Raw genomic sequence first — 24,807 nt, 5'->3', positions numbered from 1 at the left:
TAATTAATCGTTTATGCCGGTTGTCCTTCAAACAAACCAGGCATTCCGTGTATCTACCTACCGGGAAAGGTGAATGGATAAGATCGAAGTACGGGGCGCCCGCACCCACAATCTCAAGAATATCAACCTCGTCATCCCTCGCGACAAGCTGATTGTCGTCACCGGGCTTTCAGGCTCAGGCAAATCCTCTCTGGCTTTCGACACCCTGTATGCCGAAGGTCAGCGTCGTTACGTTGAGTCGCTCTCTGCCTATGCGCGTCAGTTCCTGTCGCTGATGGAAAAACCGGACGTCGACCATATTGAAGGGTTGTCGCCTGCCATCTCTATTGAGCAGAAGTCGACCTCCCACAACCCGCGTTCCACCGTCGGGACCATCACCGAAATCCATGACTACCTGCGTCTGCTCTATGCCCGCGTAGGCGAGCCGCGTTGTCCGGATCACGATGTCCCGCTGGCGGCGCAGACCGTCAGCCAGATGGTGGACAACGTGCTGGCGCAGCCGGAAGGCAGACGCCTGATGCTGCTTGCGCCAATCATTAAAGAGCGTAAGGGCGAACACACCAAAACGCTGGAAAACCTGGCAAGCCAGGGCTATATCCGCGCCCGTATCGACGGGGAAGTGTGCGATCTCTCCGATCCACCGAAGCTGGAACTGCAAAAGAAACACACTATAGAGGTGGTGATCGACCGCTTTAAGGTGCGTGACGATATGACCCAGCGCCTGGCGGAGTCGTTCGAGACCGCACTGGATCTCTCCGGCGGTACGGCGGTAGTTGCCGATATGGACGACCCGAAAGCGGAGGAGCTGCTCTTCTCCGCCAATTTCGCCTGCCCGGTGTGCGGCTATAGCATGCGCGAGCTGGAACCGCGTCTGTTCTCGTTCAACAACCCGGCGGGCGCCTGCCCGACCTGTGATGGCCTGGGCGTACAGCAGTACTTCGATCCCGATCGGGTGATCCAGAATCCCGAACTGTCGCTGGCTGGCGGCGCCATCCGCGGCTGGGATAAGCGTAACTTCTACTATTTCCAGATGCTGAAGTCGCTGGCAGAGCACTATAAATTTGACGTTGAAGCGCCGTGGGGCAGCCTGAGCCCGAACGTGCACAAAGTGATCCTGTTCGGTTCCGGTAAAGAGAACATCGAGTTCAAATACATGAACGATCGCGGCGATACCTCGGTGCGTCGCCATCCGTTTGAAGGCGTGCTGCACAATATGGAGCGCCGCTACAAAGAGACCGAATCCAGCGCCGTGCGTGAAGAGCTGGCGAAGTTCATCAGCAACCGCTCCTGCGCCACCTGTGACGGCACCCGTCTGCGTCGTGAAGCGCGCCATGTGTATGTGGAAAACACGCCGCTGCCGGCCATCTCAGACATGAGCATCGGTCATGCGATGGACTTCTTCACCAACCTGAAGCTCTCCGGCCAGCGGGCGAAAATCGCCGAGAAAGTGCTGAAAGAGATTGGCGATCGTCTGAAATTCCTGGTGAACGTTGGCCTCAACTACCTGACGCTTTCCCGCTCCGCAGAGACGCTCTCCGGCGGCGAGGCCCAGCGTATCCGTCTGGCGAGCCAGATTGGTGCGGGCTTAGTGGGCGTCATGTACGTACTGGATGAGCCCTCTATCGGCCTGCACCAGCGTGACAACGAACGTCTGCTTGGCACCCTGATCCACCTGCGTAACCTCGGCAACACGGTGATTGTGGTCGAGCATGATGAAGATGCCATCCGCGCCGCCGACCACGTGATCGACATCGGGCCGGGCGCGGGTGTCCACGGCGGCCAGGTAGTGGCGGAAGGGCCGCTGGACGCCATCATGGCGGTGCCGGAGTCCCTGACCGGCCAGTACATGAGCGGTCAACGCAAGATTGAGGTGCCAAAACAGCGCGTGCCTGCCAACCCGGAAAAAGTACTGAAGCTCACCGGCGCTCGCGGCAACAACCTGAAAGACGTGACGCTCACCCTGCCGGTCGGCCTGTTCACCTGCATTACCGGGGTGTCAGGTTCCGGTAAATCGACGCTGATTAACGACACGCTGTTCCCGATTGCGCAGACTCAGCTGAACGGTGCAACGCTGGCAGAGCCCGCGCCGTACCGTGACATCACCGGGCTTGAGCACTTCGACAAGGTGATCGATATCGACCAGAGCCCGATTGGTCGTACCCCGCGCTCTAACCCGGCGACCTATACCGGTGTCTTCACGCCGGTACGTGAACTCTTTGCCGGCGTGCCGGAATCGCGCTCACGCGGCTACACGCCGGGCCGCTTCAGCTTTAACGTGCGCGGCGGGCGCTGCGAAGCCTGTCAGGGCGATGGGGTGATCAAAGTTGAGATGCACTTCCTGCCGGATATCTACGTGCCGTGCGACCAGTGCAAAGGCAAACGCTATAACCGCGAAACGCTGGAGATCAAATATAAAGGCAAGACCATCCACGAAGTGCTGGATATGACCATCGAAGAGGCGCGCGAGTTCTTTGATGCCGTTCCGGCGCTGGCGCGTAAGCTCCAGACCCTGATGGATGTTGGTCTGACCTACATTCGTCTGGGCCAGTCAGCAACTACCCTCTCGGGCGGGGAGGCGCAGCGCGTGAAGCTGGCGCGTGAACTCTCCAAACGCGGCACCGGACAGACGCTCTACATTCTGGATGAGCCGACCACCGGTCTGCACTTTGCCGATATCCAGCAGCTTCTCGACGTGCTGCACCAGCTCAGAGATCAGGGCAACACCATCGTGGTGATTGAGCACAACCTGGACGTGATTAAAACCGCGGACTGGATTGTCGATCTCGGTCCGGAAGGCGGTAGCGGCGGCGGTGAAATACTGGTTTCCGGCACCCCGGAAACCGTCGCGGAGTGCGAAGCCTCGCACACCGCCCGCTTCCTTAAACCGCTTCTGAAGTAGTTATACTGACAGCTGCTGCCGGGTCATCTCCGGCAGCAGTTCCACCGCCTGCGTGTAAGAGGCATCCACCAGGTAATAAATCTGCGAATCAGGAATCGACCCGTCCAGATAGACCGTGCTCCAGTGCGCTTTATTCAGGTGCTTGCTGGGACGCACGTCGCTGTGCTGCTGGCGCAACAGTTCCGCCAGTTCAGGGCTGGTTTTTAACGAGGCCGCCGGACGCCCCTCCACATCTTTCACCATCGCAAACAGCACGTCGGCGACTTTGATCTGGGTTGCCTTCCAGTCGCTGTGCACGCTTTGCTCCGCACCCGGCTTATTCATGCAGTACTGAAGTATCTCCGAAATTGTCATCTTTATTCCCCTTGTAGCGTGGCGATGATTTTGCGCGAACCGCCGTGGATACGATGTTCTCCCAGCCAGATCCCCTGCCAGGTGCCCAGCTGCAGACGGCCATGATTGACCGGCAGCAGTAAAGAGACGCCTAGCGTGGAGGATTTAATATGGGAAGGCATGTCGTCTGGCCCCTCGTCATCGTGTTCCCAGCGGGCATTATCGGGAATGGATTTGAGAAAATGCTGCTCCATATCGGAACGGACGGTGGGATCGCAGTTCTCGTTAAGAGTGAGAGAGGCTGACGTGTGTTGCAGCAACAGATGAAGTAAACCCACGTTGATGCGGGGAAGATCGCGAATCTGACCGATGACCTCATCCGTCACCAGGTGAAAACCGCGAGACCTGGCGCGCAGGGTCAGGGTTTGCTGATACCACATGTGCTGCTCCGTTTTACAGGTTGATCCCTCTAAGTGTGCAGCAATACGACGAAAGGTAAAACCCGCAGCAGGTAAATCTGCTTAAAAAGTGTTCTTTCCTGCGCCAAAAGAGACTCAATATTCTGAGTTAACGATCACCTCTTCCCCAAAGTCTCCCGCCTGAGGCAGCGGTTTTTGGGTGGAGTTCGACGCCCGCAAAACCCGAATCCCCCTGGCACCCGCTTCACGCGCCGCGTTGATGTCGCTATCCGCGTCGCCGTAGTAAATCTTAATCTGTTTCTGGGCAATGCACGGCGTTTTGGTCCTCTCCCCCTTTCCGCCAATAAAAATCACCGGATTCATAGATACGGCGGGTATCAGAAAGGCGTCCTGCAAGGTTTTCGTGACCGTTTCGGTTTTAGTGAAATGACGCCCGGTAATAAACCAGATGTTGTCGCCGCGCTTCAGGTGCATGGCGATCAGCGCCCGCGCCACCTCTTTGGGAATGCTGAACGCATCCCAGCCGTTATTCATCTGCTCCCAGAATGCCGGATTTTTCAGGTACTCATCGCTCTCCGGAGACCAGGTTTTTTTACCCCGCCAGAAACCAGGGCTGGAAAACAGGACGGTGTCATCAATATCAAACCCCACCGACATGGGTGGACGCCCGAGCAGACTTTTTTCAATTTGCGCGACGGAAACCCAGTGGACGGGCGCCTGCTCAGCCAATCTGGCGGCGGTTGTGCCCGGATATAACGGTGGAGGTGAAGAGGGGCGAGCCACGGCTGGGTTGCTGAGCGAGAGCAATAAGCAGGCAGCGCTGAGCGCCAGTATGATCTTGCGCATTTTTTACCCAGAATATTCAGATTGTTGTTTTATTTTTGAGCGGATGGTCAAAAGCCCCATCGAAAATAACCGCAGCGGGAGGGGAAGGAAAGGAGAATTTCTCTCTCTGTCGCAATAGAAAGAGGGATATCACAAAGCGCGGCTGTACTTCTTAACGACCCCCTTCGCTAAAGAAGGAGGTCGTGAGTAAGTGCTTACATTACAGCGGCAAAGGCCTTCGCCACACGCTGAACGTTGCCGCTATTCAGGCCTGCAACGCACATGCGTCCACTGGCAATCAGATAGACGCCGAACTCGTCGCGCAGGCGGTCCACCTGCTGTGCGCTGAAGCCGGTATAGCTGAACATGCCGCGCTGCTGTAGCAGGTAGTCGAAGTTGTGCCCCGGAACGGCATCCTTCAGCACATCCACCAGCGTCTGACGCATGGCGAGAATGCGGGTACGCATCGCTTCCACCTCTGCCAGCCACTCGGCTTTGAGTTCGTCATCGCCGAGCACGGTCGCCACCACCTGCGCCCCGAAGTTTGGTGGGCTGGAGTAGATACGACGCACGGTCGCCTTCAGCTGGCCCAGCACGCGCCCGGCGGCGTCCTGATCTTCGCAGACCACAGACAGACCGCCGACACGTTCGCCATACAGCGAGAAGATTTTGGAGAAGGAGTTGCTGACCAGCGCCGGCAGACCTGCGCTGGCAATGGCGCGGATGGCGTAAGCATCCTCTTCCATCCCGGCGCCAAAGCCCTGGTAGGCGATGTCGAGGAACGGGATCAGGTTGCGGGCTTTCAGCACCTCGATAACCGCATCCCACTGCGCATTCGTCAGATCGGCACCGGTCGGGTTATGGCAGCACGGATGCAGCAGCACGATGCTGCGTTCCGGCAGGGTGCTCAGTTTTTCCAGCAAGGCGCCAACGCGTACGCCGTTAGTCTGGTCGTCGAACCACGGATAGGTATTCACCGTGAAGCCCGCGCCTTCAAAGATGGCGACATGATTTTCCCAGGTCGGATCGCTCACCCAGACACCCGACTCCGGAAAATATTTGTGCAGGAAGTCGGCGCCGACCTTCAGCGCGCCTGACCCGCCCAGCGTCTGGATGGTTGCAACACGCTTCTGTGCCAGCACCGGATGGTCTGCGCCAAACAGCAGTGGGGCGATGGTGTGACGGTAGCTGTTGAGTCCTTCCATCGGCAGATAGAGCGACGCACCGTGTGGCGTGGCGTTCAGACGCGCTTCGGCTTTGGCAACGGCCTGCAGCTGCGGGATGATGCCCGCTTCGTTGTAGTAAAGACCGATACTGAGGTTAACTTTATCGCCACGCGGATCGTCTTTGAAACGCTCCATTAAGGAGAGGATAGGGTCGCCAGCATAGGCGTCGACTTTCTGGAACACGCGATGGTTCTCCGGATAATAATGAGGCAGGGAATTCAACAATAAACCGGAAGTGGCAGAAGATCGAGAGGATGTTAATGAAGATGGGGTATGGTCGACACGTTGCGTGGCACTTCATAAAAAACGGGCACAGTCGGCTTCTTCAACCTGAGGATGAGGGGGAACCTGCGACTCAGGTGGTGGTTCCGTTCACCTTACGTTCCTTGCTTCTCTGATACATCTGAACCGGTGAACGTGCCAGGGTGGCTCCATCGCCACCACCCTGGCGACCCGGGCTACCGACAAGAAAATTACTGGCGCTCTCTCATCCCTACAAGCAAAGTCACGCTCAATCCAGGTACCGCATCGCCAGGCGCGACGTCAGTCGCGTGATAAGTTCGTAAGCACTTACTTTCGTGATTTCCGCGATCCGTTCCACGGGCAAACCTTCACCCCACAGCGTCACCGGATCGCCCGCTTTCTCCAGGGCCTCTGGCCCGAGGTCGACGCAGATCATATCCATCGCCACACGGCCAACGATGGTCACTTCCCGGCCATTCACCAGCACTGGCGTCCCGGATGGCGCCGCGCGCGGATAGCCGTCGCCGTAGCCCATCGCCACCACGCCTAAACGGGTGTCGCGCTCGCTGATCCAGGTCCCGCCGTAGCCGACCGGCTCCCCGGCTTTGTGCTCACGCACCGCAATCAGGCTGGAGGTGAGCGACATTACCGGCTGAAAACCGAGGTCCGGCCCCCAGGGCTTACACTCCAGCGGCGAGACGCCGTACAGGATTATGCCTGGACGTGCCCAGTCGAAATGAGACTGCGGCCAGAGCAAAATACCGCCGGATGCCGCAATCGAGCGCATGCCCGGCTTGCCTTCGCAGAAGGTGTTGAAGATATCGAGCTGCTGCTCGGTGGCACCACAGTCAGGCTCATCGGCGCGGGCAAAATGGCTGACGATATTGACCGGCTGACGTACATTCCTGCACTGGCTTAAGCGCTGGTAAAACGCCTCCGCCTGCTCCGGACGCACGCCCAGACGGTGCATGCCGGTGTCGAGCTTCATCCAAACGGTGACGGGCTCGCTGAGCACCGTGTTTTCCAGCGCTTCGAGCTGCTCAAGATTGTGTACGGCGGTATGCAGCCGTTGCGTGGCGATAGTCGGGAGATCGGCGGCGTTAAAGAAGCCTTCGAGCAGCAGAATCGGCTGGGTGATCCCCCCTTCGCGCAGACGCAGGGCTTCTTCGAGACGGGCGACGCCAAAGGCGTCGGCATCAGGGAGCGTTCGCGCGGTCTCAATAAGACCGTGTCCGTAAGCGTTCGCTTTCACGACTGCAACGAGCTTGCTGGCGGGCGCCAGTTCACGCAGGCGTTGCAGGTTGTGTCGCAGAGCGCGGCGGTTAATGACAACTGTTGCCGCTTGCATTGCAAATCCTTGTTAAAAGAAGGTCGGAGAGTTATTCGTCATCGTATTGCGGGCCAGCATAGTTGTCGAAACGCGACCACTGGCCGTTAAAGGTAAGCCGCACCGTACCGATGGGGCCGTTACGCTGCTTACCGATAATAATTTCCGCGATCCCTTTCAGGTCGCTGTTCTCGTGATAAACCTCGTCACGATAGATGAACATGATTAAGTCGGCATCCTGCTCGATAGAGCCGGATTCACGCAGGTCGGAGTTAACAGGACGTTTGTCGGCACGCTGCTCCAGGGAGCGGTTAAGCTGCGACAGCGCAACCACTGGCACCTGCAACTCTTTCGCCAGCGCTTTCAGCGAGCGGGAGATTTCGGCGATCTCAAGCGTTCGGTTATCAGAGAGCGACGGGACGCGCATCAGCTGGAGGTAGTCGATCATGATCAGGCCAATGCCGCCGTGCTCGCGGGCGATACGGCGCGCACGGGAGCGCACTTCCGTTGGCGTCAGGCCGGAGGAGTCATCAATATAGATATTACGTTTTTCCAGCAGAATACCCATGGTGCCGGAGATCCGCGCCCAGTCCTCATCGTCCAGCTGCCCGGTACGAATCCGGGTCTGGTCCACGCGGGACAGCGAGGCCAGAGAACGCATCATGATCTGCTCGGAGGGCATCTCCAGACTGAAGATTAAAACCGGTTTATCCTGCAACATCGCCGCGTTTTCGACGAGGTTCATCGCAAAGGTCGTCTTACCCATCGACGGACGGGCGGCGACGATAATCAGATCCGACGGCTGCAAACCGGCGGTCTTTTTATTCAGATCGTCATAACCCGTGTTAACGCCCGTCACCCCATCGTGCGGCTGCTGGAACAGCTGCTCAATACGCGACACGGTGGCATCAAGCACGTCGGCGATGTTCTTCGGCCCTTCGTCTTTATTGGCCCGGCTTTCGGCAATTTTAAAGACCCGGGATTCGGCCAGGTCGAGCAGTTCATCACTGTTACGCCCCTGCGGATCGAAACCAGCTTCGGCGATTTCGTTGGCAACGGAAATCATGTCACGTACCACCGCACGTTCACGCACGATGTCCGCATAGGCGCTGATGTTCGCCGCGCTTGGGGTGTTTTTTGACAGTTCAGCCAGATAAGCGAAGCCGCCTACCGACTCCAGCTGCCCCTGACGCTCCAGCGATTCCGCGAGCGTGATCAGGTCGATAGGGCTGCCTGACTCCTGCAAACGCGCCATTTCGGTAAAGATATGGCGGTGCGGGCGGGTGTAGAAATCGTCAGTGACCACGCGCTCGGCGACATCGTCCCAGCGTTCGTTATCCAGCATTAAACCGCCCAACACCGACTGTTCCGCTTCGATCGAGTGAGGCGGGACCTTTAATCCGGCTAACTGGGGATCGCGTTCCCGGGGTTCAGTCTGTTTGTTGAAGGGTTTGTTTCCTGCCATAGTGAATGGAGTTACCGAGATAGAGAGTGGGTCGAAAGATTACCATATTTTCTAATTCTAATGGAGGGAGCATGGCAACGCGTATTGAATTTCATAAACACGGCGGCCCGGACGTTCTCAGGGCGGTAGAGTTCACTCCCACCGCGCCTGGGGAGAACGAAGTCCAGGTCGAAAACAAAGCCATTGGTATTAACTACATCGACACCTACATCCGCAGCGGGCTCTATCCGCCCCCTGCTCTGCCGAGCGGTCTGGGTACCGAGGCGGCGGGCGTGGTGGTGAAAGTCGGTAGTGCGGTAAAACATATTAAAGAGGGCGATCGCGTGGTGTATGCGCAATCGGCTCTCGGTGCCTACAGCTCGGTCCATAACGTCCCGGCAGATAAAGCAGCGATTCTGCCCGGCGCCATCTCCTATGAGCAGGCAGCCGCCTCCTTCCTGAAGGGGCTGACGGTCTTCTACCTGTTGCGTAAAACCTACGAAATCAAACCTGACGAACAGTTTCTGTTCCACGCTGCCGCCGGCGGTGTGGGCCTGATCGCCTGCCAGTGGGCAAAAGCGCTGGGGGCTAAACTCATCGGCACGGTGGGTAATGCGCAAAAGGCGCAGCGCGCGCTACAGGCGGGTGCCTGGCAGGTGATTAACTACCGTGAAGAGAGCATTGTTGAGCGGGTGAAAGAGATCACCGGCGGCAAGAAGGTGCGTGTGGTGTATGACTCGGTGGGGAAAGATACCTGGGAAGCTTCGCTGGACTGCCTGCAACGTCGCGGTCTGATGGTTAGCTTCGGCAATGCTTCCGGCCCGGTGACCGGCGTTAACCTCGGCATTCTTAACCAGAAGGGGTCGCTGTTTGCCACCCGTCCTTCGCTGCAGGGCTATATCACCAACCATGACGAACTGGTCGAGGCCAGCAACGAACTGTTCTCGTTGATTGCCAGCGGGGTCATTAAGGTGGATGTGGCCGAGGCGCAGAAGTATCCGCTGAGTGATGCGCAACGCGCGCATGAAGCGCTGGAGAGCCGGGCGACGCAGGGATCGAGTTTGCTTATCCCTTGATAAAAAATTGGGCTTCCCTTGGGAAGCCCTTTCTTGCTTTGCTTTTTTTTAGTTCGGCTGTATGTAGGGTACAGCACGATGAATTCTTTAACGGCGGTCATAGTGACAGATTCGATAACTAAATCCTATTCTGTTCTAAGTGATGATGCCGTAAAAGTTGCAAGGATGTGACGAACCGCTCAATACCTTAGTAACGAAAACGGTTATTGCGCTGATAGCGTGGAAGTTTTGGCGATTTAATCGCCCGTATTGCCCACACCACCGCCACGGCTAACAGCAACCACGGCAACAGTTTCAACATCAGGGCAAACAGTCCCCCGATAAACATCACCACTGTCGCAACCACCAGTGCGGCGATGATCCCCAGCAACGAGACGCCGGTTGCCAGCAGCATGACAAAAAATCCAATCACAAAAAGTAGTTCCAGCATGGCTCTCTCCCAAATGCATCACAACGATACGCTGATGTGATAGTTACAAGATCCGTGCCAAAAATAACCTCTTGATAATGAAACCAAACGCCCGGCAATGCGGTGCCGGGCGTGGTGAATTTGACGAAGTATTGGTGAAAATTATCGTTTGTCTGCCACCAGACGCAGCGCCTGCTCCAGCACCTCGATATCGGCACCCGCTTTATGGGCGTTTTCACTCAGGTAACGGCGCCACTGGCGCGCCCCCGGAATACCCTGGAACAGCCCCAGCATATGACGGGTGATGTGGCCCAGATAGGTGCCGTTGCTCAGCTCGCGCTCAATGTAAGGGTACATCGCCCGCACCACCGCCACCGGGTCACGATCGGCAACGTCCACACCAAAGATTTCGCGATCTACCGCCGCCAGCACGCCCGGGTTCTGGTACGCCTCACGGCCCACCATAACGCCGTCCATATGCTGCAGATGCCCTTTCGCCTCTTCAAGGGACTTGATGCCGCCGTTAATGGACATGGTCAGCTGAGGGAAATCGCGCTTTAGCTGATACACGCGCGGGTAATCCAGCGGCGGGATCTCACGGTTCTCTTTCGGGCTCAGGCCAGAGAGCCAGGCTTTGCGGGCATGGATGATAAACATCTCGCACTCCCCCTTGCCAGCCACCGTACCGATGAAATCACAGAGAAATTCGTAGCTATCCTGATCGTCGATGCCGATGCGGGTTTTTACCGTCACCGGAATGGAGACCACGTCGCGCATCGCTTTCACGCAGTCGGCCACCAGCTGCGCATTACCCATCAGGCAGGCGCCAAACATGCCGTTCTGCACGCGATCGGAAGGGCAGCCGACGTTGAGGTTAATCTCGTCGTAGCCACGCGCCTCAGCCAGCTTCGCGCAGTGCGCCAGCGCCGCCGGATCGCTGCCGCCCAGCTGCAACGCCACCGGATGCTCCTCTTCGCTGTAGGCGAGATAGTCACCCTTGCCGTGAATGATCGCCCCGGTGGTCACCATCTCGGTATAGAGCAGGGTGTGGCGCGACAGCAGACGCAGGAAGTAGCGGCAATGTCTGTCTGTCCAGTCGAGCATCGGCGCGATGGAAAAACGGTGGGCAGGATAGCGGGACGAGTTTTCTGACGACATGGCGAAGTTTTAAGCATCTGGTGAAAATGGGGCGCTACTATAGCACATATTCGCCGGAGGCCGAGCGCCTCCGGATGCCTTCAGAAGGTCAGGCTCAACTGGGCCCCGGCCCCCCAGGTTTCATCTTCCCCGTAAATACCGGTCAAATCGATATGCACGGTATTAAACGGCGCAAAGCCTAACCCGCCCGTGAAGACGTTGCTGTCGGTGCCCCTCACGTCACCGCGAAAGCCTGCGCGTACCGCCAGCCAGCTCAGAGGGGTCACTTCTGCCCCCACGCCGACATACTGCGCGTTTTCTTCACTCTTAAAGCCGCGGGTTTCGGTCAGATCGCCATCGGCGCTGAGGGTAAGCAGGCCGGTATGCCAGGCGACACCCGCCGTTACCAGGGGGCGGATCTGGTATGTGTCCTGATAGCTCACCACCTGCCCGGTACGCCCGTTGAGAATGCGGATGTCATTGGTATCAATATCACGTGATAAGAGGTTCTGCCCGCTCAGGCCCACCGTCCAGTTCTCACCAAAGTCCACCGCCACGCCGACATCGACGTTAAAACTGGTATCGTCGTTACGGTAGCGGCTGCTGTTAAAGTCGCCGCTGTCGTAGGTATAAATGGAGGTGGTGTAGTTATAGAGCCAGGTTTGCTGCAGTTTCGGCGTGACGCCCACCGAAACCGGCAGGTCGCTTACCGTAAACTGACGGGCAATCGCCACGCCATAATCGGAGACGATGGCCCCTCTGCCCATGGCAACAGAGTTAAGATTGCGGGTAATCACGTCGCTGCCGTTGCGCGCCGCGCTCAGCGCCATCTGGTTGGTCATTCCCGGGCTACCCTGCAATCGGCGTAAAAAATCGATGTCCTGAGGATCGATTTCTGAGCTGACGCGGGCATGGGCATTAGCTTTGGCGACAAACGCCAGCGACAGGCCGGAACCCGGGATGCTCACGGCTATCCCGCCGCCGGCGTTGGCATGCGCCGTTTTGCCATCAAGAAATTCCAGCTGATCGGCAAGGCTGCCGGCGGCTCTCTGCAGCTCACTAAGCGTGCCTTGCGGATCGGCGGCGATCTGCGCCACGGTCAGATCGTCGATCATCTGCCGATCGTCGGTGATCTCATCGCTGATTTCATCGATCTTATCCTGCAAATTGTCTTTATCGCTAATTTGCGCTCCCACGGAGGGGAAAATGATGGCGACGTCATCCTCTTCTTTTGATTTTGCCAACAGCGCCGGGTTAATTAACACCCCGCTGCCATAATGGGCCGATGCAACGCCTGTTCCGCCCATTGCATCGCCGCGTGCTTCCGTCCAGGTATTTGCGGCTCCAGCCTGATGAGACAAAAGAATACCGGTGGCAATTCCCGCCACAGAAAGTTTGAGTTTTATTTTCACAGGACACCTGACTTATTTTGGGTAAATTAACCCCGGCGGCTATACGCCGCGCAGGGAAATACGTCCTCTGTGAAAAAAGTATTAGAAGCTAAATATGTCTTAAACTTTAGTATTAGATAAGCTATTGATTTCCTTATGGCTTTAAATAGGTATAGAACAAGAATTTATTTTCGCCCGGGTTTTCCATCATGCGGACCAAAAAATTGTGGCGGGTGATCGATCCAGCGATCTTCACGGGTGGCGGCATATACTGCATTTAGCGGATAATAAATTCGGTTATATTTTTTATTGGCTTCGCCCACCACTAATAACCGCACTTCTTCAGTGGTGTTATTAATAAAGGTGTGGCAAACCCCCGTCCCGGCCGGAAATCCTACGCTGTCCCCCGGCTCCAGCTTCCATAAATACCCGTTGATCCAGGCTTCGGGATAACCCTCCAGCACAAAGATAAACTCCTCTTCATCGCTTTCGGCATGTGGATAGGAGGTACGACGCCCAGGCGGCAGGCGTTCATGGTGAATACCGAGGCGGCCTAAGCCAAGCGCTCGAGCCAGGGGCGCGCCAATGGAGAAACGCTCTGTGCTATCGGGATAGGTTGAATTGTCGGCCCCTTCTACCTCACGCCAGTGTCGAATACAGTCCGGTCTTTTCATCTTTTGGTCCCCCGTGGTTTTTCGTCAGGGTAGCACACCTGCTGGATCTCGGCGTTTAGGCCAGAACATGGTAAACTGGCGGTTTGTTATTCCACGTTATTCGAGGTGCAAAATGGAAACGACCACAATGCAGGCACTGTTAGCGCAAGCCGAAAAGCTCTGTGCGCAACGCAATGTGCGCCTGACTCCGCAGCGCCTTGAAGTGTTGCGCCTGCTGAGCCTGCAAAACGGGGCCATCAGCGCTTACGACCTGCTCGATCTGCTGCGCGAAAGCGAGCCGCAGGCGAAGCCCCCTACCGTATACCGGGCGCTCGATTTTCTGCTTGAGCAGGGTTTTGTGCATAAAGTGGAATCGACCAACAGCTATGTGCTGTGCCACCTTTTCGATCAGCCTACCCACACCTCAGCGATGTTTATTTGCGATCGCTGCGGCAGCGTGAAGGAAGAAGGCGCGGAAGGGGTGGAAGACATCATGCATACTCTGGCGGCGAAGATGGGATTTGCCCTGCGTCACAACGTGATTGAAGCGCACGGTCTGTGCCGCAACTGCGTAGAAGTCGAGGCCTGCCGCCATCAGGAAAATTGCCAGCATGACCACTCTATCCAGTTGAAAAAGAAGCCGCGTTGAGCACAAAAAAAGGGGCGACCTGAAGGTCGCCCTGGGCGTACATCCGTGTACCTGCGGGTAGAGCTGAATTACCAGCGATAGTTGTTACGGGTTTCCCAGTCACCAACTTCTTTCTCCGCCTGGTCTTTCTCATAACCATAGCGTTCCTGAATTTTCCCCACCAGCTGGTCACGTTTACCTTCGATAACGGTCATGTCATCGTCAGTCAGGTCGCCCCACTGTTCTTTTACTTTACCTTTGATCTGCTTCCAGTTACCGCCGACTTGGTCTTTATTCATCATCGATTCCTCTTCGCTCGGTCGTTAAGGATAAGTTCGTCCTGAAATAGATTTCGTGCTGGACGTGATAATAATTATAGATAAGCGTGCGGCGTTGGGTTTGTTATTCGGAATCTTTTACCATTCAGTAAGGTGAAGCCGTTATTGAAACCAGGTGCCGTTGCGCCAGTGCCGGCGCCAGATCCAGCCCAGAGAGAGCCCCCGCAGCGCCAGGAAAACGCTCAGGGCCAGCCACAGGCCGTGATTACCCAGCCAGGGCAAGGTGAACAGCGTCAGACCAAACCCGGCGGCCGCGACGGCCATACTGTTGCGCATCTCTGCGCCACGGGTTGCGCCGATAAACATGCCGTCGAGCAAATAGCACCAGACCCCCACCACCGGCAAAATCACCTGCCAGACAAGATAATGGCTCGCCAGCGCGCGCAGCTCTGGCAGCGAAGTCAGCAGCGCCACGATCGGGTTACCCGCCAGGGCATAGACAAGCGCGAAGGCCAGCGCCACCATGCCAGACTGACGGCAGGCTGCCCGCCATACTTCGCGCAGCTGGCCGCTTTCCCGGGCGCCATAGGCCTGCCCGGAGTGCGCTTCAACCGCATAGGCAAAACCATCCAGCGCGTAGGCGGTAAAGGTGAGGAGCGTCATCAGCACGGCGTTAACGGCGATAATCTCCGGCCCCAAACGCGCGCCCAGCACCGTCAGCGCGCCGAAACAGAGTTGCAGCAGCAGCGAGCGCAGCATAATGTCCCGGTTCAGGGCCAGCAGCTTGCGGATATTGCCGCGCCAGCTCGCTTTCAGCAGCGCCAGGGAAATGCCGCGCAGAGCCAGCACCCGCCAGACCATCCACAAGCCGAGCAACAGGGTGGCGTATTCGGCGGCAGCAGTCGCCAGGGCGGCCCCCTGCACGTTCATTTTCAGCCCGATCACCAGCCATAGATCCAGCACGATATTGAGCAGATTACCCACCACCAGCAGGATCACCGGTGCCCGGGCATACTGCACCCCCAGCAGCCAGCCGAGCAGCACCAGATTAGCCAGCGATGCCGGGGCGCTGAGCCAGCGGATCTCAAGGAAGCGCCGCGCCTGATGCAGGACATCCTCGCTGCCACCCACGATATGTAGCGCCAGATCGATAAGCGGTGTGCGCAGCAGCACAATCAGCAGACCGGCGCCGAGCGCGAGGATCAGCGGCTGCACCAGCGCCCGGGCCAGACGCAGCGGATCTTTCGCGCCATAGGCCTGAGCGGTGAGACCGGTGGTGCTCATACGCAAAAAGAGCAGCAGCATAAACAGGAAACTGGTTGCCGTGGCGCCGATGGCGACACCGCCCAGATAGACCGGAGAGTCGAGATGGCCGATAACGGCGGTATCCACCAGCCCCAGCAGCGGGACGCTGATATTGGAGACGATCATCGGGAGGGCAAGACGCCACAACGCCTTGTCTGAAGCAGTCAGCAGAGACATGTGTATGACCGGGAGAAAAAAGAAAAGCAGACTGCGGGGTTGCCGCAGTCTGTCAGAAAGAGGTTATAACCATTCACCGTTGCGGATGACGCCTACCGCCAGCCCTTCGATGGAAAAGTTATGTTCACGCAGATCGACAACAATCGGGGAAAACTCGCTGTTTTCCGGCAGCAGCTGTACCGTGTTGCCCTGTTTTTTCAGACGCTTAACGGTCACTTCATCATCTATGCGCGCCACAACGACCTGGCCGTTGCGCACATCCTGCGTTTTATGTACCGCCAGCAGATCGCCGTCGAGAATGCCGATATCCTTCATGGACATCCCGCTGACGCGCAGCAAGAAGTCCGCGCTCGGTTTGAACATGCCCGGATCGACCTGATAGTGGCCTTCAATATGCTGTTGCGCCAGCAGCGGTTCCCCGGCGGCGACACGACCGACAAGCGGAAGGCCCTCTTCTGCTTCAACGAGCAGACGAATACCACGAGACGCGCCGGAGACAATCTCAAGCACACCCTTACGCGCCAGGGCTTTAAGGTGCTCTTCAGCGGCGTTTGGAGAACGGAAGCCCAGACGCTGCGCGATTTCTGCACGCGTCGGCGGCATACCCGTCTGGCCGATATGATCCCGAATGAGATCAAACACCTCTTGCTGCCTGGTCGTTAACGCTTTCATTCCGCCCCCTGGGTGTATATACAGTTATGCTGTGAGTATATACAGCTAAAGGCGATTTTGGAACCACAAACCGCATAAAAAACCAGAGACTTGTTCGGTTTCTGAAGGCTTATCGCAAATGCCCCCAAAGCAGCGTGACCCAGGTAAACAGAGCAACGATAATCGCCATCAGCACAGCGGCAGAGCCCATATCTTTCGCCCGGCCCGAAAGCTCATGGAAGTCGCTGCCAATGCGGTCGACCACCGCCTCGATCGCACTGTTCAGAATTTCGACTATCATCACCAACATTACCGATCCAATCAGGAGTACGCGGGTGATGGGATCAACATCCAGCCAGCAGGCAATAATAATCGCCGCGATGACTGCTACCCCCTCCTGGCGAAAAGCGGCTTCATTGATCCAGGCAGCACGAATGCCTTTCCAGGAATAGCCGGCAGCTTTAATGATTCGGGTTAACCCAGTGGTATTGTTGGCCATTAAAAGAAACCTTTCTTCGAAAATAGCGTCAGAAACGGTGGCTTAAGCGCGCTGCGCTGCCGCCGGAAGTATGACGGGTAACAACAGAAATTTTGCGCGCTTTCTGTTATCCTTGCGCCGCAATTGCATTTTTAACCAGAGGCTTTACATCGTTTATGTCTGGCTGGCCACGAATTTACTACAAATTACTTAATTTACCATTAAGCGTCCTGGTAAAAAGCAAGTCTATTCCGGCGGTTCCCACGCTGGAATTGGGACTCGATACCTCGCGTCCTATTATGTACGTTTTGCCTTACAACTCGAAGGCCGACTTGCTGACGCTCCGCGCCCAATGCCTGGCGCACGATCTCCCGGATCCGCTGGAGCCGCTGGAGATCGACGGCACCCAACTGCCACGCTACATCTTTATCCACGGCGGACCTCGCGTATTCACCTGGTACACGCCGAAAGAAGAGTCCATTAAGCTGTTCCATGATTACCTCGACCTGCACCGCAGCAACCCGCTGCTGGATGTGCAGATGGTGCCGGTATCGGTGATGTTTGGCCGTCGTCCGGGGCGCGATAAAGGCGAAGAGAATCCGCCGTTGCGCATGCTCAACGGGGTGCAGAAGTTTTTCGCCGTCAACTGGCTGGGCCGCGACAGCTTTGTCCGTTTTTCACCTTCCGTCTCCCTGCGCCGCATGGCCGATGAGCACGGCACGGATAAAACCATCGCCCAGAAGCTGGCCCGCGTGGCGCGTATGCACTTTGCCCGCCAGCGTCTTGCCGCGGTAGGCCCGCGCCTGCCTGCTCGCCAGGATCTGTTCAATAAGCTGCTGGCGTCGAAAGCCATTGCCCGTGCCGTCGAAGACGAAGCGCGCAGCAAAAAGATCTCCCATGAGAAGGCGCAGCAAAACGCCATCGCCCTGATGGAAGAGATTGCCGCCAACTTCTCCTACGAGATGATCCGCCTCAGCGACCGTATCCTGAGCTTTACCTGGAACCGTCTCTATCAGGGGATTAACGTGCACAACGCCGAGCGTGTGCGCCAGCTGGCCCATGACGGCCATGAAATTGTCTACGTCCCCTGCCACCGCAGCCACATGGACTACCTGCTGCTCTCGTACGTGCTCTATCACCAGGGGCTGGTGCCACCGCACATTGCGGCGGGCATTAACCTCAACTTCTGGCCGGCAGGGCCGATCTTCCGCCGTCTGGGTGCGTTCTTTATTCGCCGTACCTTTAAAGGCAACAAGCTCTACTCCACCGTCTTCCGTGAATATCTGGGCGAGCTGTTCAGCCGCGGCTATTCCGTCGAGTACTTTGTGGAGGGTGGCCGTTCCCGTACCGGGCGTTTGCTCGATCCGAAGACCGGCACCCTGTCGATGACTATCCAGGCGATGCTGCGCGGCGGTACGCGTCCTATCACCCTGGTGCCGATCTACATCGGTTACGAGCACGTGATGGAAGTGGGCACCTACGCCAAAGAGCTGCGCGGCGCCACCAAAGAGAAAGAGAGCCTGCTGCAGATGCTGCGTGGTTTGAGCAAGCTGCGTAACCTCGGCCAGGGGTATGTTAACTTCGGCGAGCCGATGCCGCTGATGACCTACCTCAACCACCGTGTACCGGAGTGGCGTGAGTCCATCGATCCGATCGAAGCGGTGCGTCCGGCCTGGCTGACGCCGACGGTGAACGCCATTGCTGCCGATCTGATGGTGCGCATTAACAACGCCGGGGCGGCGAACGCTATGAACCTGTGCTGTACCGCCCTGCTTGCCTCACGCCAGCGCTCGCTCACCCGCGAGCAGTTGACCGAGCAGATCGACTGCTACCTGAACCTGATGCGCAACGTGCCCTACGCCGCCGATGCCACGGTGCCGACGGCCAGCGCCAGCGAGCTCATCGATCACGCATTGCAGATGAACAAGTTCGAGGTCGAGAAAGACACGATCGGCGATATCATCATTCTGCCGCGCGAGCAGGCGGTGCTGATGACCTACTACCGCAATAACATCGCGCATATGCTGATGCTGCCTTCGCTGATGGCCGCCATCGTGACCCAGCATCGCCAGATCAGCCGTCAGGCGCTGCTGGAGCATGTCACCGCTCTCTACCCGATGCTGAAAGCCGAGTTGTTCCTGCGCTGGAACAGCGACGAGCTGGCAGAGGTGCTGGATAAGCATACTGAAGAGCTGGTCCGCCAGGGGCTGATGACGCAGAAAGAGGACGTTCTGGTGATCAACCCGTCCCGCTCACGCACGCTACAGCTGCTGGCGGCGGGTGCGCGCGAGACTGTGCAGCGCTACGCCATCACCTTCTGGCTGCTGAGCGCCAACCCGTCGATCAACCGCGGTACGCTGGAGAAAGAGAGCCGTACTCTGGCCCAGCGTCTGTCGATGCTGCACGGTATCAACGCGCCGGAGTTCTTCGACAAAGCGGTCTTCAGTTCGCTGGTATTGACGCTACGTGATGAGGGTTATATCAGTGACAGCGGTGATGCCGAGCCGGAAGAGACGATGAAGGTTTACCAGATGCTGGCAGAGCTGATCACCTCTGACGTGCGCTTAACGATTGAGAGCGCGACGCAGGGAGAATAGTGCGTAAAAAAGCCGGGTGGCGCTAACGCTTACCCGGCCTACATATTCTGCCAAATCGTAGGCCGGGTAAGGCGAAGCCACCACCCGGCTTTTTTATGCCCAATAGCTAATCGCTAACCCGACAAACAACACCAGACCAACGTAGTTATTGTTCAGAAACGCTTTAAAACAGGCCTCGCGTTCGCGGTTGGCAATGAGCTTTTGCTGGTAGATAAAGAGCACACCCGCCGCCGCAACCGCCCCGTAAAATGCCCCGTTCAGCTGGTTCAGGTAACCAATTGCCATCATCAGTGCCAACACCGCGACCTGCAAAATCCCAATGATCAGCTTGTCCTGACGACCAAACAGAATGGCCGTCGATTTAATGCCAATCTTCAGATCATCGTCGCGGTCAACCATCGCGTACTGGGTATCGTAGGCCACCGCCCAGAGGATATTGGCCAGGAACATCAGCCAGCAGCTCAGCGGCACACTTTCGCTGACGGCGGCAAAGGCCATGGGGATCGACCAGCCAAAGGCGGCGCCCAGCACCACCTGGGGCAGATGGGTATAGCGCTTCATAAACGGGTAGACCCAGGCCAGGGCCAGCGCTGCCACGGAGAGCAGGATGGTCATGGTGTTGAGGGTCAACACCAGCAGGAACGAGAGCAGGACCAGCACCACAAACAGCGTCCGCGCCTCTTTCTCCGTGACATCACCGCTCGGCAGCGGACGATTCGCGGTGCGTTTCACGTGGCCGTCAAATTTGCGATCGGCATAATCGTTAACCACACAGCCCGCGGCTCGCATCAGCCAGACACCCGCCACAAATACCGCCAGGATCCACAGCGGCGGCAGCCCGGGGGTTGCAACCCACAGCGCCCACAGGGTCGGCCACAGCAGCAGTAGCGCACCGATCGGCTTATCCGTTCGCATCAGGCGGTGGTACGCCAGCAGCTTGTTCTGCGTCAGACTCCACTCCATTTTCTCTTCCTCTTAGTACAACGGTGACGCCGGTAAAAACAGCTCGGTCAGCATTAAGGGTTTTCCACTTAAGCGCAAGCGGGAACGGCGTCCCCATAATCCGGCATCGCGTCCAATTTCAATAAAATCGCGGGTCAGCTCGGAGGAGGTGAACAGATAGCGTCCCAGCGGGGTTTTGCCCATCTGCTGCAGCGCCATCTCCGGCCCGGTAAGGGTGGACTCTGGCACCACCGTGCGTCCGGCCAGCCACGGCTCGCCGTCGGCACAGAGCAGGATCTCCCGCAGCCAGTAGCGCGCCTCTTTCGGCAATAATGGCAGCTCATCCGCCACCGCGTCAGGCGTGACGAATCCCTCCTGAATGAGGGTAACGGTGACGTTCTTGCCCTGCTGCTCAAAACGTTTAGTCATGGAATCTTCCAGCAGCAGCCAGTCGAGCTGCTCCGGTTCCAGCGCAGGGATTTCGTCAAAATAACGCAGCGCACGCAGGAGCAAAAGCGCGGGGTGTGACATGCCAGTCTCTCCGATACATAACGTAAAGCTATTGTATCGCAGAAACGCCTACTGGGGGCGGGCAAACGTGAGTTAGCGAACATTATCGCAACAGAGATGCAACAGCGGTGTAAATCACAAAAAAAAGTGCGCCCACAGGGGCGCACCAAACTACTGACAAAATCAGCATTGTGGGGAGACGGTCACCCCTTGCCTTTTACACTGCTGATAAAGGTGGAACGGGCAGTGGTCGAGCCTAAACGCTCTGCTTCATCCAGCAGTTTCAGCGCTTTATCGACATCACCTTTTGCGACTGCCTGCTTAATGGCCTGATTAAAATAGGCTTCGGTATCGGTCAGTACCGGCTCGCTCTTCTTCGCCGGGGCCGGGGCAACGGCTGGCGCGGCAGCCGGAGCCGCAGCAGGTGCAACCGCTGGCGCAGCATAGACCGGTGCCGCGGTATTGCCTACGGTGACCGGGCCAGGACCGGAGGAGCCAAACAGCGGACCGACCAGCACGCTGGAGGTGCTGTTAGTGGAGACTTTCAGCTTCAGCTGGCCATCCGTCACATGACGGGCAATCGGGTCCGGAATATCCGGTACGGCGTTGCCGGTGCCTTTGGCATAGGCTTTCGCCGGATCGATCAGTTTGGTGGTTTGCTGCAGATCTTTGTCGGTGGTAAAGACCAGGACGTACAGTTTCTGCTGACCCAGGGCTGGCGTCAGGCGCATGACCCCTTCCAGACGATCGGCGCTCATTACGCCCGGCTCCTGGTAGGTGAAGTATTCGCTTGGGAAGTAGGCAGACGGCGTCAGGTTCTGATCCAGAATCAGCACGTTCGGTGCAAATACGCTGGTCTGTTTCTCCACCACGCTTGTCAGCGTCAGGGTGATTTCGCCGATATTAGCCGGCACACTGTACGCCGCCACCGGGCCGGCGATCCCCGCCACGTTTAAGGTCTGGCCGCCGGTAGAAAGTTGGGTGGTCTGGGTTTTGGACTGATCGACAGGCGTCCAGACCAGCTGTTGCAGCGCGGCTGCCGGAACCGCAGGCGCAGCGCTGGTGTTTTGTGGGACGAAATTGACGTTCGCAAGCGTGATGGCAGGAGCTCCTGCCAGCAGACCTGCGGAGAGGCACAGCGCGACGAGACTTTTTTTCATTTTCATTATGTTTACCTCAGATTGCGTTAGCACTGCGGTGGCCAGGCAATAGCGCGCAGCACCCTATGAAGAGAGGGGCTTGCGCCCCTCTTTTAGGTCAATACATCAGGTGTTACGACTTACCACCAGATCTCCATCTGGGCACCGAAGGTCCACTCATCGTTGTCGCCACGGCTGAAGGTTTTCGCGGAGGTGTCGTTGTACGCTACGCCAGAGGTGTAGCCTGCATCGCCATTGTTCGCGTAACCCCATTTCTCATCCCACTTGGCGTAGGTTGCGAAGACGCGGATAGCCGGACGGGACCAGATGCTGTCGCCAGCCTGCCACTGTTGGGCCAGGGTGATTTTGTACTGGCTGTTGGTGTCGTCAGTTTTCTGAGATTTGACGTTGTCGTAGCCCACTTCCAGCAAGGTGGACATGATTGGCGTCCATTTGAACATCGGACGAACACCGACGGTCCACCACTCGGTACCGTTGTTATTGTCCAGGTCGATGTTCTGGTACATACCGACGTACATCAGATCCCACTGGTCAGCCAGGGTGACAGCACCGTGGTCAAGAACGCGGATCATGGAGCCGTCGTTGTTCAGGCTCGCACCCTGCGGAATACCTTTACCGTTAGAAGTCATGGAGTCTGTTGCGTACTGAACAACAAACTTGTTAAAGCCTTTCAGCATGCTCTGAGTATGTTCAGCGGTGAACATCCAGCCATCTTTAGAGGCGCCAGGCTGCAGGTAGTAGTCGTCAGGAATGTTGGTGTGACCGTAGTCAACGCCCAGCTCCAGCGTACCGCCTGGGTTGATTTCCATACCGGCTAAACGAACGTCAAAGACATCGTTTGGTACGATATTGTCGTAAATACGGTCGCCATTTGCATCGAAGTCGGCAAATGCAGAAGAGCCGCCGGACTCAGAAGAACGGGTCGCTGCCAGAGAGAGTTTACCGAAGCCCAGATCGATGTTTTCGATACCTGCACCAGGACCGGAGATATCCCAGTAGTAGAAGTCGATCATGTGAACGTCATGACGCTGATAGAAGCGCTTACCGGCCCAGATAGTGGAACCTGGCAGCCATTCAATCAGGTTTTTACCCTGCACGTTAGCTTCGCGGAAGGCCGGGCTGGTTGATTCCCAGTCGTTCTGCTGAGAAACAGAGTAGGCTACGTTGGTGTCGAAGTAGAAGCTCTTGTCGCCCTCTTTCCACACTTCCTGACCCAGTTTCAGTTCGGCATAGGTTTCACATTCGTTACCAAGACGGTATTTGCTCTGTGCACCTGTTGCCTGGAAACACTGTTGTTCGCCACCACTCCCGGTCCAGCCAATGCCAGAACGAGCATAACCTTTGAAGTCTACAGCGCCGGCCTGGGCAGACAGGATGCCTGCCGCAATGGCGAGTGCCAGAGGGACTTTGCGCAGAGTAATCATTATTCTATCTCCTGAGATCATTGCTTTTCTTTGAACACTTCACCTGATGGTTTCGTGCTTATTATTGGGATTGCTTAAACGCCGGGCTCTTGATGCAGCCGACGACATGCGGTGCCATCCTCACGGAACAGATGGCAGCGCTCTGGCGGCAAGCCGATAGCGAATGTGGCACCCTCTTTTACCAACACCACGTCGTTCTGGCGGTAGACCAGGTTCTGACGAATGGCTGGGATCTGGATATGAATCTGTGTTTCGTGACCTAACTGCTCAACCACCTGAACCTCGCCCTCCAGGGTCACATCAGCGATGTGGCTTGGCAGCAGATGTTCAGGACGGATCCCGAGGGACATGTTGGCCCCCACGTTGACGTTTACGCTGTCTACCGGCAGCCACACCTGCTGGCGGTTCGGCAGCTCAACCTGAACCTGATCGATGGCAGTGGCGGTGACTTTTACCGGCAAGAAGTTCATCTTTGGCGAGCCAATAAAGCCCGCAACAAAGCGGTCTGCCGGGTAGTGATAGAGCTCCAGCGGTTTACCCACCTGCGCCACGCGACCGGCATCCAGCACCACAATCTTGTCGGCGAGAGTCATCGCTTCGACCTGATCGTGGGTGACGTAAATCATGGTGCGACCAAGACGCTTGTGCAGACGGGAAATCTCAATACGCATCTGCACGCGCAGCGCGGCGTCGAGGTTCGACAGCGGCTCATCGAGCAGGAACACGCGCGGCTCTGCCACCAGCGTACGGCCAATCGCCACGCGCTGGCGCTGCCCACCGGACAGGGCCTTCGGCTTACGCTCCAGCAGATGCGCCAGCTGCAACACTTCAGCAACCTGGGTCACGCGCTGGTTGATGGTCTCTTTTTTGGCGCCCGCCAGCTTGAGGCCGAACGACATGTTCTCGGCAACGGAGAGGTGGGGATAAAGCGCATAGGACTGGAAGACCATCCCGACGCCACGCTCCGCGGGCGGAATATCGTTCATGCGGGTATCGCCAATCATCAGATCGCCGCTGGTGATGGTTTCCAGACCGGCAATCATACGCAGCAGCGTGGATTTACCGCAGCCTGACGGGCCAACAAAAACCACGAATTCACCTTCCTGGATATCGAGATTGATATCTTTCGATACCACCACGTCACCCCAGGCTTTCGTTACGTTACGCAGTTCTACGCTCGCCATGCCCTACTCCCTTCGTTACAGCCTGTCATCAACAGAAACATTCAATATGGGCTGACTATGCGGTATCGGGGCGTTTCGCGAATCCTCCACC

At 57.2% G+C, this 24,807-nt stretch carries 23 protein-coding genes; 4 read left to right on the top strand and 19 right to left on the bottom strand.

Going from position 1 to position 24,807, the window contains the following annotated elements; all coding sequences use genetic code 11:
• Positions 1-73: 73 nt before the first annotated feature.
• Entirely contained in the window at positions 74-2,899 is a 2,826-nt protein-coding gene (gene uvrA / locus ACOKCT_RS03920; RefSeq protein WP_159340265.1) for an excinuclease ABC subunit UvrA, read from the top strand.
• Here uvrA and ACOKCT_RS03915 read toward each other — a convergent pair whose 3' ends face one another.
• The 6 genes from ACOKCT_RS03915 to dnaB all read right to left on the bottom strand — a co-directional run bounded on the left by ACOKCT_RS03915 (position 2,900) and on the right by dnaB (position 8,737).
• Complete coding sequence (locus ACOKCT_RS03915; RefSeq protein ID WP_103177856.1) at positions 2,900-3,253, bottom strand: MmcQ/YjbR family DNA-binding protein; 354 nt, start codon at positions 3,251-3,253, stop codon at positions 2,900-2,902. It abuts the gene before it with no gap.
• Between the two features lie 2 nt (positions 3,254-3,255).
• Positions 3,256-3,672: a secondary thiamine-phosphate synthase enzyme YjbQ gene (locus ACOKCT_RS03910; RefSeq protein WP_103177855.1), complete on the bottom strand. Its 417-nt coding sequence runs from the start codon at positions 3,670-3,672 to the stop codon at positions 3,256-3,258.
• Between the two features lie 114 nt (positions 3,673-3,786).
• Positions 3,787-4,497 (bottom strand): acid phosphatase AphA, encoded by a 711-nt coding sequence (aphA, locus tag ACOKCT_RS03905; RefSeq protein WP_420193182.1) that lies wholly within the window; start codon positions 4,495-4,497, stop codon positions 3,787-3,789.
• A gap of 194 nt (positions 4,498-4,691) precedes the next feature.
• Positions 4,692-5,885: an aromatic amino acid transaminase gene (gene tyrB / locus ACOKCT_RS03900; RefSeq protein ID WP_103177853.1), complete on the bottom strand. Its 1,194-nt coding sequence runs from the start codon at positions 5,883-5,885 to the stop codon at positions 4,692-4,694.
• Between the two features lie 328 nt (positions 5,886-6,213).
• On the bottom strand, positions 6,214-7,293 hold the full coding sequence (alr, locus tag ACOKCT_RS03895; RefSeq protein ID WP_420193181.1) for an alanine racemase: 1,080 nt from the start codon (positions 7,291-7,293) through the stop codon (positions 6,214-6,216).
• A gap of 31 nt (positions 7,294-7,324) precedes the next feature.
• Positions 7,325-8,737 (bottom strand): replicative DNA helicase, encoded by a 1,413-nt coding sequence (gene dnaB / locus ACOKCT_RS03890; protein ID WP_103177851.1) that lies wholly within the window; start codon positions 8,735-8,737, stop codon positions 7,325-7,327.
• Between the two features lie 71 nt (positions 8,738-8,808).
• On the opposite strand from dnaB, the gene ACOKCT_RS03885 reads away from it, so the two are divergent.
• On the top strand, positions 8,809-9,792 hold the full coding sequence (locus tag ACOKCT_RS03885; protein ID WP_103177850.1) for a quinone oxidoreductase: 984 nt from the start codon (positions 8,809-8,811) through the stop codon (positions 9,790-9,792).
• Between the two features lie 187 nt (positions 9,793-9,979).
• Here the strand turns inward: ACOKCT_RS03885 and pspG are convergent, their stop codons facing one another.
• The 4 genes from pspG to ACOKCT_RS03865 all read right to left on the bottom strand — a co-directional run bounded on the left by pspG (position 9,980) and on the right by ACOKCT_RS03865 (position 13,403).
• Positions 9,980-10,222 (bottom strand): envelope stress response protein PspG, encoded by a 243-nt coding sequence (gene pspG / locus ACOKCT_RS03880; RefSeq protein ID WP_039031939.1) that lies wholly within the window; start codon positions 10,220-10,222, stop codon positions 9,980-9,982.
• A gap of 141 nt (positions 10,223-10,363) precedes the next feature.
• Positions 10,364-11,359, bottom strand: coding sequence for a tRNA dihydrouridine(20/20a) synthase DusA (dusA, locus tag ACOKCT_RS03875; protein ID WP_103177849.1), 996 nt, complete (start codon positions 11,357-11,359; stop codon positions 10,364-10,366).
• Between the two features lie 80 nt (positions 11,360-11,439).
• Positions 11,440-12,750 carry a conjugal transfer protein TraF gene (locus ACOKCT_RS03870; RefSeq protein WP_159340269.1) on the bottom strand — a complete coding sequence of 437 codons (1,311 nt, stop codon included), beginning with the start codon at positions 12,748-12,750 and terminating at the stop codon, positions 11,440-11,442.
• Between the two features lie 164 nt (positions 12,751-12,914).
• On the bottom strand, positions 12,915-13,403 hold the full coding sequence (locus tag ACOKCT_RS03865; protein ID WP_180209705.1) for a cupin domain-containing protein: 489 nt from the start codon (positions 13,401-13,403) through the stop codon (positions 12,915-12,917).
• Positions 13,404-13,515: 112 nt separating this feature from the next.
• On the opposite strand from ACOKCT_RS03865, the gene zur reads away from it, so the two are divergent.
• Complete coding sequence (zur, locus tag ACOKCT_RS03860; protein WP_039031935.1) at positions 13,516-14,031, top strand: zinc uptake transcriptional repressor Zur; 516 nt, start codon at positions 13,516-13,518, stop codon at positions 14,029-14,031.
• Positions 14,032-14,099: 68 nt separating this feature from the next.
• On the opposite strand, the gene ACOKCT_RS03855 is transcribed toward zur, so the two are convergent.
• The 4 genes from ACOKCT_RS03855 to ACOKCT_RS03840 form a co-directional block, all read right to left on the bottom strand.
• Complete coding sequence (locus tag ACOKCT_RS03855; RefSeq protein WP_103177846.1) at positions 14,100-14,309, bottom strand: CsbD family protein; 210 nt, start codon at positions 14,307-14,309, stop codon at positions 14,100-14,102.
• A 141-nt stretch (positions 14,310-14,450) separates the two neighbouring features.
• Complete coding sequence (gene dinF, locus ACOKCT_RS03850) at positions 14,451-15,770, bottom strand: MATE family efflux transporter DinF (RefSeq protein ID WP_420193180.1); 1,320 nt, start codon at positions 15,768-15,770, stop codon at positions 14,451-14,453.
• 63 nt (positions 15,771-15,833) lie between these two features.
• Positions 15,834-16,442: a transcriptional repressor LexA gene (gene lexA, locus ACOKCT_RS03845; RefSeq protein WP_103825393.1), complete on the bottom strand. Its 609-nt coding sequence runs from the start codon at positions 16,440-16,442 to the stop codon at positions 15,834-15,836.
• A gap of 109 nt (positions 16,443-16,551) precedes the next feature.
• Positions 16,552-16,920 (bottom strand): diacylglycerol kinase, encoded by a 369-nt coding sequence (locus ACOKCT_RS03840; protein ID WP_103177843.1) that lies wholly within the window; start codon positions 16,918-16,920, stop codon positions 16,552-16,554.
• A 155-nt stretch (positions 16,921-17,075) separates the two neighbouring features.
• Between ACOKCT_RS03840 and plsB the strand changes: the two genes are divergently transcribed.
• On the top strand, positions 17,076-19,496 hold the full coding sequence (gene plsB, locus ACOKCT_RS03835; RefSeq protein ID WP_103177842.1) for a glycerol-3-phosphate 1-O-acyltransferase PlsB: 2,421 nt from the start codon (positions 17,076-17,078) through the stop codon (positions 19,494-19,496).
• 93 nt (positions 19,497-19,589) lie between these two features.
• Here the strand turns inward: plsB and ubiA are convergent, their stop codons facing one another.
• From ubiA to malK, 5 genes are all read right to left on the bottom strand, one after another.
• Complete coding sequence (ubiA, locus tag ACOKCT_RS03830; RefSeq protein WP_159340271.1) at positions 19,590-20,459, bottom strand: 4-hydroxybenzoate octaprenyltransferase; 870 nt, start codon at positions 20,457-20,459, stop codon at positions 19,590-19,592.
• A gap of 12 nt (positions 20,460-20,471) precedes the next feature.
• On the bottom strand, positions 20,472-20,969 hold the full coding sequence (ubiC, locus tag ACOKCT_RS03825) for a chorismate lyase (protein WP_156653720.1): 498 nt from the start codon (positions 20,967-20,969) through the stop codon (positions 20,472-20,474).
• A gap of 182 nt (positions 20,970-21,151) precedes the next feature.
• Positions 21,152-22,114 carry a maltose operon protein MalM gene (gene malM, locus ACOKCT_RS03820; RefSeq protein ID WP_159340272.1) on the bottom strand — a complete coding sequence of 321 codons (963 nt, stop codon included), beginning with the start codon at positions 22,112-22,114 and terminating at the stop codon, positions 21,152-21,154.
• A 113-nt stretch (positions 22,115-22,227) separates the two neighbouring features.
• Entirely contained in the window at positions 22,228-23,535 is a 1,308-nt protein-coding gene (locus ACOKCT_RS03815; protein ID WP_103181013.1) for a maltoporin, read from the bottom strand.
• 71 nt (positions 23,536-23,606) lie between these two features.
• Complete coding sequence (gene malK, locus ACOKCT_RS03810; protein ID WP_103177838.1) at positions 23,607-24,716, bottom strand: maltose/maltodextrin ABC transporter ATP-binding protein MalK; 1,110 nt, start codon at positions 24,714-24,716, stop codon at positions 23,607-23,609.
• Positions 24,717-24,807: the final 91 nt, after the last annotated feature.

The sequence above is a fragment of the Leclercia sp. M-A074-M genome (genome assembly GCF_965195605.1).
GTDB lineage: Bacteria > Pseudomonadota > Gammaproteobacteria > Enterobacterales > Enterobacteriaceae > Enterobacter.
This window is presented reverse-complemented; position numbering and strand designations above follow the sequence as displayed.

Excerpts from the sequence above, each read along its gene's own strand:
- ACOKCT_RS03910 (WP_103177855.1), bottom strand. The coding sequence starts at position 3,672 with ATGTGGTATCAGCAAACCCTGACCCTGCGCGCCAGGTCTCGCGGTTTT.
- malM (WP_159340272.1), bottom strand. The coding sequence starts at position 22,114 with ATGAAAATGAAAAAAAGTCTCGTCGCGCTGTGCCTCTCCGCAGGTCTG.
- dusA (WP_103177849.1), bottom strand. The coding sequence starts at position 11,359 with ATGTCGTCAGAAAACTCGTCCCGCTATCCTGCCCACCGTTTTTCCATC.
- plsB (WP_103177842.1), top strand. The coding sequence starts at position 17,076 with ATGTCTGGCTGGCCACGAATTTACTACAAATTACTTAATTTACCATTA.
- dnaB (WP_103177851.1), bottom strand. The coding sequence starts at position 8,737 with ATGGCAGGAAACAAACCCTTCAACAAACAGACTGAACCCCGGGAACGC.
- ubiA (WP_159340271.1), bottom strand. The coding sequence starts at position 20,459 with ATGGAGTGGAGTCTGACGCAGAACAAGCTGCTGGCGTACCACCGCCTG.
- ubiC (WP_156653720.1), bottom strand. The coding sequence starts at position 20,969 with ATGTCACACCCCGCGCTTTTGCTCCTGCGTGCGCTGCGTTATTTTGAC.
- alr (WP_420193181.1), bottom strand. The coding sequence starts at position 7,293 with ATGCAAGCGGCAACAGTTGTCATTAACCGCCGCGCTCTGCGACACAAC.
- zur (WP_039031935.1), top strand. The coding sequence starts at position 13,516 with ATGGAAACGACCACAATGCAGGCACTGTTAGCGCAAGCCGAAAAGCTC.
- ACOKCT_RS03865 (WP_180209705.1), bottom strand. The coding sequence starts at position 13,403 with ATGAAAAGACCGGACTGTATTCGACACTGGCGTGAGGTAGAAGGGGCC.
- ACOKCT_RS03915 (WP_103177856.1), bottom strand. The coding sequence starts at position 3,253 with ATGACAATTTCGGAGATACTTCAGTACTGCATGAATAAGCCGGGTGCG.
- ACOKCT_RS03840 (WP_103177843.1), bottom strand. The coding sequence starts at position 16,920 with ATGGCCAACAATACCACTGGGTTAACCCGAATCATTAAAGCTGCCGGC.
- uvrA (WP_159340265.1), top strand. The coding sequence starts at position 74 with ATGGATAAGATCGAAGTACGGGGCGCCCGCACCCACAATCTCAAGAAT.
- aphA (WP_420193182.1), bottom strand. The coding sequence starts at position 4,497 with ATGCGCAAGATCATACTGGCGCTCAGCGCTGCCTGCTTATTGCTCTCG.
- pspG (WP_039031939.1), bottom strand. The coding sequence starts at position 10,222 with ATGCTGGAACTACTTTTTGTGATTGGATTTTTTGTCATGCTGCTGGCA.
- ACOKCT_RS03885 (WP_103177850.1), top strand. The coding sequence starts at position 8,809 with ATGGCAACGCGTATTGAATTTCATAAACACGGCGGCCCGGACGTTCTC.
- ACOKCT_RS03855 (WP_103177846.1), bottom strand. The coding sequence starts at position 14,309 with ATGAATAAAGACCAAGTCGGCGGTAACTGGAAGCAGATCAAAGGTAAA.
- dinF (WP_420193180.1), bottom strand. The coding sequence starts at position 15,770 with ATGTCTCTGCTGACTGCTTCAGACAAGGCGTTGTGGCGTCTTGCCCTC.
- malK (WP_103177838.1), bottom strand. The coding sequence starts at position 24,716 with ATGGCGAGCGTAGAACTGCGTAACGTAACGAAAGCCTGGGGTGACGTG.
- lexA (WP_103825393.1), bottom strand. The coding sequence starts at position 16,442 with ATGAAAGCGTTAACGACCAGGCAGCAAGAGGTGTTTGATCTCATTCGG.